The organism is Acidisphaera sp. S103 (assembly GCF_009765975.1).
In the GTDB taxonomy this organism is placed as follows: Bacteria; Pseudomonadota; Alphaproteobacteria; order Acetobacterales; family Acetobacteraceae; genus Rhodopila.
Genome location: NZ_LMUJ01000064.1, coordinates 330,990 through 338,389, shown reverse-complemented (window position 1 = coordinate 338,389; position 7,400 = coordinate 330,990). Strand labels below are relative to the sequence as shown.

General features: G+C 64.7%; 6 protein-coding genes. All 6 read right to left on the bottom strand.

All coding sequences use genetic code 11. The features are described 5' to 3' along the window. On the bottom strand, nt 1–1,851 hold a 1,851-nt coding region (gene ftsH / locus GSQ89_RS23535; protein WP_158929807.1), incomplete at its 3' end, for an ATP-dependent zinc metalloprotease FtsH. Between the two features lie 169 nt (nt 1,852–2,020). After that, nucleotides 2,021–3,277 carry a tRNA lysidine(34) synthetase TilS gene (gene tilS, locus GSQ89_RS23530; protein ID WP_158929805.1) on the bottom strand — a complete coding sequence of 419 codons (1,257 nt, stop codon included), beginning with the start codon at nt 3,275–3,277 and terminating at the stop codon, nt 2,021–2,023. Nucleotides 3,278–3,285: 8 nt separating this feature from the next. Beyond that, the gene (locus GSQ89_RS23525; RefSeq protein WP_158929803.1) at nt 3,286–4,200 is read right to left on the bottom strand and encodes a tol-pal system YbgF family protein; all 915 of its coding nucleotides are present in this window, start codon (nt 4,198–4,200) and stop codon (nt 3,286–3,288) included. Nucleotides 4,201–4,285: 85 nt separating this feature from the next. Continuing rightward, entirely contained in the window at nt 4,286–5,155 is an 870-nt protein-coding gene (speE, locus tag GSQ89_RS23520) for a polyamine aminopropyltransferase (RefSeq protein ID WP_158929801.1), read from the bottom strand. 74 nt (nt 5,156–5,229) lie between these two features. Continuing rightward, nucleotides 5,230–5,694: an adenosylmethionine decarboxylase gene (gene speD, locus GSQ89_RS23515; RefSeq protein ID WP_158929799.1), complete on the bottom strand. Its 465-nt coding sequence runs from the start codon at nt 5,692–5,694 to the stop codon at nt 5,230–5,232. 212 nt (nt 5,695–5,906) lie between these two features. After that, nucleotides 5,907–7,400 (bottom strand): lipopolysaccharide assembly protein LapB (locus tag GSQ89_RS23510; protein WP_158929797.1); only part of this gene is annotated, 1,494 nt, incomplete at its 5' end.

The window sequence follows — 7,400 nt, the reverse complement described above, 5'->3', positions numbered from 1 at the left end:
CGCCCGCCGTGATTCTGGTGCCGGTTCGTCCACCACCTTGCGGATCACGGGCTCGCCGCGCAGGACCGTCCGGATTTCGTCGCCGGACAGCGTCTCATGCTCCAGCAGGCCACGTGCCAGGCGATGCAGTTCCTCGACGTTCTCCGTGAGCAGCCGGCGGGCCTTGTTGTAGGCACGATCGATGATGTCCTTGATCTCGCCGTCGATTTCCCGAGCGGTGGCCTCGGACACGTTCTTGTTCTGGGTGACGGAGTGTCCCAGGAACACTTCCTGGCTGTTGTCGCCGTAGGCGATCATGCCGAGTTTTTCCGACATGCCCCATTCGGTGATCATCCGCCTGGCTTGATCGGTGGCCATCTTGATGTCCCCGGACGCACCGTTGGAGACCTTATCCGGCCCGAAGATGATTTCCTCGGCCGCGCGGCCCCCCATCGCCATGGTCAGTTCGGACAGCAGCTTGGACTTGGATTTGGAGTAGCGGTCGCCCTCCGGCAGGCTCATGACCAGGCCGAGCGCCCGGCCGCGAGGAATGATTGTCGCCTTGTGGACGGGGTCGCATTCCGGTTCATGCATCGCGCACAGGGCATGGCCAGATTCGTGGTAGGCGGTCATCCGCTTCTCGGCTTCCGACATGACCAGCGACCGGCGTTCGGCGCCCATCATGACTTTGTCCTTGGCGGCCTCGAACTCCGCCATCGCGACGACCCGCTTGCCCAGGCGGGCGGCCAGTAGCGCGCCCTCGTTCACCAGGTTGGCGAGGTCGGCACCGGAGAAGCCAGGGGTTCCGCGGGCGATCACCTTCGGGTCCACGTCGGAGGCCAGCGGCACCTTGCGCATATGCACGCGCAGGATCTTTTCGCGCCCGTTTACGTCGGGGTTCGGCACCACGACCTGGCGGTCGAAACGGCCGGGCCGCAGCAGGGCGGGGTCAAGCACGTCCGGACGGTTGGTGGCGGCGATCAGGATGACGCCCTCGTTGGACTCGAAGCCGTCCATCTCAACCAGCATCTGGTTCAGGGTCTGCTCACGCTCGTCGTTGCCGCCGCCGAGGCCGGCACCGCGATGCCGCCCGACCGCGTCGATTTCGTCGATAAAGATGATGCAGGGGGCGTTCTTCTTGCCTTGCTCGAACATGTCGCGGACGCGGCTGGCGCCGACACCGACGAACATTTCCACGAAGTCGGACCCCGAGATGGTGAAGAACGGCACATTGGCTTCGCCGGCGATGGCACGGGCCAACAGCGTCTTACCAGTGCCGGGAGGCCCCACCAGCAGCACGCCCTTGGGGATCTTGCCACCCAGGCGCTGGAACTTTTGCGGGTCCTTCAGGAATTCGACGATTTCCTGAAGTTCGCTTTTAGCTTCATCGATGCCGGCGACATCCTCGAACGTCACGCGTCCCTGTTTTTCCGTCAGCAACCGCGCTCGACTTTTGCCAAAGCCCATCGCCCGGCCGCCGCCCGATTGCATCTGGCGCATGAAGAACACCCAGACGCCGATCAGCAGCAGCATCGGGAACCAGGACAGCAGGTAATGCAGCAGCGGATTGACGCCGTCGTCCTCCGGCTTGGCGATCACCCGAACATTCTTGTCCGTCAGTGTCTTGACCAGCGTCGGGTCTTCCGGCGTGTAGGTCTGGAAGGTGCGCCCATCGTTGAGCTGGCCGGAAACGGTTCGTCCCTGGATCACAACATCACGAACGCGGCCGCCATTCACCTCGGTGATGAAGTCCGAGTAGGCGATCTGCGTGGAGTTGGTGTGGCTTACACCGGGCTGGAACAGGTTGAATAACACCACGAGCAGCAGGGCGATAATCACCCATAGCGCGAGGTTGCGGCCGAAATTGCTCATATGACTTTGCTCACGTTCTCAGTCCGACAGGGGCGCCAAGCATTCGTAGACCATATCCGATCAGGCGAAACAGCCTCTAACATAGTGTGCGACATCGATTGCTACATCCCCGCGCCGTGAGGATCGCTGATGAAGCCGTGGCGCATGGCCGCGCGCCCCAAAATCGAGCCTAACGTGCCGGGACGAAACAAGGACCGGCGACCGGCTTACGCGGGCTGAACAGCGCGGTTATCCGCCAGCCACTTTTATCGGATGCATAGCCCAAATGCGGCACCGCGGCCAGAACTTTACCGATGCGGAGGGCGGGCAAGGTCCGCAGAACCGCCGATGGCAGGTCCGAACCGTCCCTGAATCCGGCCGCATCGGGTCCCAGTTTCCCGATCGTGGCCCCGCTGGGGAACGTACGGTGCGCGCGCAGGCGGAAACGGTGGTCCCAGGTGATGTCGCCGGACGCAGCGACCGGCGGCATGACCGCGGCCTCCTCACGCACGACAAGCCAGCCGTCGCCGAACCGGCCGGCCGGCATGATGCGCACGCCGGCCACGGTGGCGGATCTTGGCTGGGCTGCCAGTAAGCTGATCTGACCTGGACTGGCGGGATGGGCCATGCCGCCGATCGTTCGTACCAGGCTGCTCAGGGCGGACGGGCTGATCCGGCCTGGGGACAGCAGCGCGAACCCCTCCGGCCGGATTGTCGTTCGGCTGGCCAGTTCGGCGGCGGTTTCGGCTTCCTCCCGCGCGCGAAGCCTTGCGACGGCGGCTATCGCCCCCGGCAGTCTTGTTTCATCCGGGGTTTGGCGGGCGAGATAATGCCGCAAGCGGGGACGCATGGCACGCTGATCCCGGTTAGACGGGTCCTCGACCCAATCGGTGCCGTTCATGGTCAGAAGATCGCGCAGCAACGCGGGTTCGACCTCCAGCAACGGCCGCAGCAGGCGAAGGCTGGGGGTTTCGTGCAGCGCGGCCATGCCGGCGAGGCCATGTGTCTGGCTGCCGCGCAGTACCCGCATCGCCAGCGTTTCCACCTGATCAGCCGCGTGATGACCGAGGAGAAGGTGCAGAATCCCGGCCTTGTGGCATGCGTCGGTCAAGATTTCGTAGCGCATGATTCGCGCCCGTTCAGCCAGGGCCGGGCCATGCTTCAGGTTTGAGAGCGACAAAAGCCTGGCCGGGACGCCGAGACCGGTGAGGCGTTCGAGGGTGATCCGGGCCTCGCCCGCCGAGGCCGGACGCAATCCATGATCGACGACTAATGCCAGCGTCGAACCGTCGCGCCGGCGTGCCCAATCCCGGGCAAGGATGGCCAGCGCCAGGCTGTCGGCTCCGCCGGATACCGCGACTGCCAGGGCGGGGTGAGGCTCGTATGGACCCAACCTGTCCATCGCCGCCACGAACGCCGCCGCCAGACACGGTTGGGTTCCGGTCATCGCCCGGGTTAGCGGCAGCCGGTTTTCCGAGCGGTCGCCGTCGCGGCGGCGGCGATGTCAGCCCGGGGCTGAGGGAACTCCGTCCGCAGACGGACCAGGGAATCGCAGGCGGCCTTCTTCTCATTGATCGCCGACAGCGAATCGGCGAGGCCGAGCAGGGCGTCCTGGGCATGCGCACCCTTGCGGGAGCTGTTGTAGGCGTCGTCGAATGCGATCGCCGCCTGTGCGTATTGCCGCTGCCCGTACAAAGCCTGGGACAGCAGCAGCCTTGCGTCATAGGCGCGGGGTGACGTGCGGTTCGCCAATACCTCGTGCGCGGCAGCTTCTGCCTTGGGGTAGTCATGGCGAGCGAGATCGGCCCGACCCTCTTGCAACGCGATCTCCGGGGTGCGGGGGACTGGCGGGGCCGCGGGACGAGCAGGCGGCGGCGCACCTAACTGGGTCGGGGCGGGGCCCTGCGGCGGGTAATCGGGTGAGGGCGGGTTGCCGCCGAGCGTCTGGGTCTGCGGCGCACCGGGCTGAGGCGGAGCGCCCTGTTGCGCCCCCTGAGGGTTGATCTGGAACGAGAGGTCGTCGATCCGCTTGCCCAAGTCGGCGTTCTGCTGCTGAAGCTGGTTCTGCATCTCATCAACGCGGCCACGCAATTGGCGCACCTGATCCTCTAACGCGTCGACCCGTGTCAGAAGTTGCGCGACGAGATTGCCACTGGGGGTGTCGCCTTGCAGTTGGGTCGGCGCATAGGCGGGTGCCGGGCCACCGCCGCGCTGCATCTGACTCTCGGCCGCCTGCAATTCCTGCCGAAGCTGGTAGATCTGGTTCTGCAGCGCGATGCCCTCGCGACTGTCCACCTGCGCATGGCCTGGGCTGACCGATCCCGCCAGCAGACAGGCCGCCACGACGAAAGGAGCAACGACATACCGCATGCGGACTTCCTCGACTGTGATCGGATGGCTTCGGTTGATCTTGCGCCTGCCAACGCGGCGGTTTGATGGCAGTTACGATACGAACTTATGCTGTCGGCAGATGGCGGGCGATATAGGGTGGCAGGTTGAACGCACCAGCATGGATTTCCGGCGTCCAGTATCGCGTCGTCCCCAGGATGCCAACCTGGCTGGCTCGGGTCCGGATGGTTTCCACCGGTGTGGCCGCCAGCGACGCATCTTTCGCCGCCCAGCCGAGGGTCATGAACCCACCGACATAGGTTGGAACGGCTGCGACATAGGCGGTGACGTGCGGGAAGAACGTTCGGCGGCGGGCGCTGGTATCCCGCAGTTCGTCGGACTGCATGAACGGCACGCCGCACTGGTTCACGATCAGGCCGCGCGACGTCAGGATGCGAGCACAGTTGTGATAAAATTCGTCGGTGAACAGGACCTCACCCACGCCGATCGGGTCGGTCGAGTCGACGATGATGACGTCGAACGCCGCGTCAGGCGCGCGTTTCACGTAGTCGATGCCGTCACCGACGATGACGTCGGCCCGTGGGTCGGTCCACGCGTCGCCGGCGATCGTGGGCAGGAATTCCTTTGACAGGCGGATGACCTCGCCATCGATCTCCACCATCACGGCGCGCTTCACATTGCCGTGCTGCAGGACCCGCCGCAGCACACCGCCGTCGCCGGCGCCGATGATCAGCACATTCTCGGCCGAACCATGCGCCAGCAGCGGCACATGGGTCAGCATTTCCTGATAGACGAATTCATCGCCCTCGGTGATCTGGATCACGCCGTCCAGCACCATCACCCGCCCGTGGGATGAACTTTCGAAGATAGCGATGTCCTGAAACTCGCTCTTCACCCGCGCCAGTTCGCGCGTCACCAGGAACCGCTGGCCCCAATCGGGGTAAAGCGTTTCGTTGATCCAGCTATCGGTGGGCATCGTTCTTGCTCCAGATGCGTCGACGGCCCGAGCCTGCGCCCGAGCCGTCGTTTATCCCTTGGGTAGCGGGCCGATCAGGCGATCAGGCCGCGCCGCTGTTCGCCGAGGTTGACGGATTTCGGCTGGAATGCCGCCTTCAGCGCGGGCAGCCCATGATACGGATTGCAGGCACCGCACATGAAGATGTCGATCGCCGCGAAGTCGCGCTCCGGCCACGTGTGGATGGAGATGTGGCTTTCCGCCAGCACCAGCACGCCACTGACCCCGCCATTGGGCGAGAAGTGATGGAAATGACCGTGCAGGATCGTTGCACCGGCGGCTTCCGCGGCTTCGCGCAAGGCCCGGTCGATATGCTCCGGATCGCACAGATTGGTGGCGCCCCAAAGATCGACCAGCAAATGTGTGCCGGCGAACTTCACCCCATCCTTCTGAACGAAATAGTCCTTCTGGACTTCCGTAGTTGCCCGCTCAGCGTCGGACTGCATCTGGTTGCTGCTCGGAAGTTCCGAGACCATCCCCAGTGGGCTGAGTGCGTTCATCGCGTACCCCTTCCTACCAGTAGACGGCCTGTTGGACCGTACGCGCGAAAAGCGCCCACGGTCCCCTGGGGCCAAGGCGGCGGAACATGATGATTTGGGGGGTGGGGCGCAAGTGTATTTTTGCACAGAGCCGCGATAAAACCGCATATCCCCCGCGCGCGATGGCCAACCGCGCCGTCGCGCGAGATGACCAAACCGAGCCGTCGAGATGGTCAGTGGCCGGCTGCGTTGGCCTGCAATGCCTTCAGGTCAGTGGGCAGCGATGCCGCGAGGCTGATTTCCTGCTGGGAGCGTTTGATATCGGCCGTGGTCGTGACCGGTTCGGCGGTCAGCAGCCTGAACATGTCGCCAAGAGGCCCTGCGCCGATTCGGCTGCCGTATTTCACCCGAAGGGCAGCCAACCCGGCGTCGTCAGACGCCCGCGCGGTGGCGGTGGCAAGGCGGAGCATGGTCCGTGTCTGATTTTCGTCCAGCATCCCGCTTTCAGGCAGGGTCAGGGCAACGCAATCCGACCACGCGCGCTCCGCACCCGCCCAGTCCGAGGCATTCTCGAGGATTTGCGCTCGGGCTTCGGTCGCGCGGCCGGTGTGGAAGGGGAGCAGCATCGTCGCGGCGGCGACCGCATCCCCCATATGAGCGACAACATCGGCCCGCAGGATTGTGCGTTGTTCGGTCAGGTCGGGCGGCAGGTTCTGGGCTTCGGATGCGTCCAGGTCAGACCGCGCACCGGCATCGTCACCATCACGGGATTCCAGCATGGCCAAGCTGGCGCCGAACCGTGCCTTAGCCGTATCGGACTTCGCCGACCGCATCAATTTTTCCAGAACCGGCTTCGCCCGATCGGGCAGATCAAGGGCCAGGAGGCGATCCGCCAGCGATTGCTGCACGGCGTCGTCGTCAGCGGAGTCGAGCACCAGATCCGCGTTCTCATCAACGGTAGACACGAACTCGATCGGTGATGCGTGTTGCTCGCTTTGGTCGCGGATCATTCCGGCAAACATGTCCTTCAGCCGTTGATGAACGGCGGCCGCCTGTTCGGGGAAATCGGCCTGAGCCTGCCTGAGTGTCGTCAGAGCCACGCGCCACGCGCCCGTTTGTCCGCGCAGGTCGGCGATTCGTTCGCGCAGCGTCAGTTCCCGAGCGTCGCCGCGCCAGGCATAGAGCAGCTTCTCCAGGGCATCGGCCGCCTGGCTCTTGTCCAGCTTGCGTGCGGCCAGACGAAGTTCGACCGCGCGCACCGCGGCTCTCGCGCGGTCGAACCGGTCGTTGCCGTTTGCCAGGGCGTCCAGCATGGTCAGTGCTTTGGCGGTGTCGCCGTTGGCCTGTTGCATCAAGGCGCGGGCGTAAGCCAGCTTCGGATCGTCCTTGCGTTGATCGAGCAATTGCTCTGCGGCGGCAATTTCGCCGCCCTTGATCATTGTCTCGACGATCAGCGGCAGGATGCGTTCGCGGATCGGTTTGGGATACTCGAAGACCAGCGGCGCCGTTGTCGCGAATACCGCCGCCGCAGCGGGCGAGCCGTCGTCCAGCATCGCCTGGCGCACCGCTCGCCACAGCGAAATCTCATCGGTGCCGTCCAATCTTACATCCGTTAGTGCGTCGGCGTCCTCCGGGCGGCCGGCCAGCAATGCCGCGACCGCTGTCAGAGCGGCGGTTTCAGGCGAGGCCGCCTCCTTTGGATCCTGATCGGCCGCCATGTGCAGCAG

Bases quoted from the DNA above. Each gene is read 5' to 3' on its own strand.
- tilS (WP_158929805.1), bottom strand. From the start codon at position 3,277: ATGACCGGAACCCAACCGTGTCTGGCGGCGGCGTTCGTGGCGGCGATG.
- GSQ89_RS23525 (WP_158929803.1), bottom strand. From the start codon at position 4,200: ATGCGGTATGTCGTTGCTCCTTTCGTCGTGGCGGCCTGTCTGCTGGCG.
- speE (WP_158929801.1), bottom strand. From the start codon at position 5,155: ATGCCCACCGATAGCTGGATCAACGAAACGCTTTACCCCGATTGGGGC.
- speD (WP_158929799.1), bottom strand. From the start codon at position 5,694: ATGAACGCACTCAGCCCACTGGGGATGGTCTCGGAACTTCCGAGCAGC.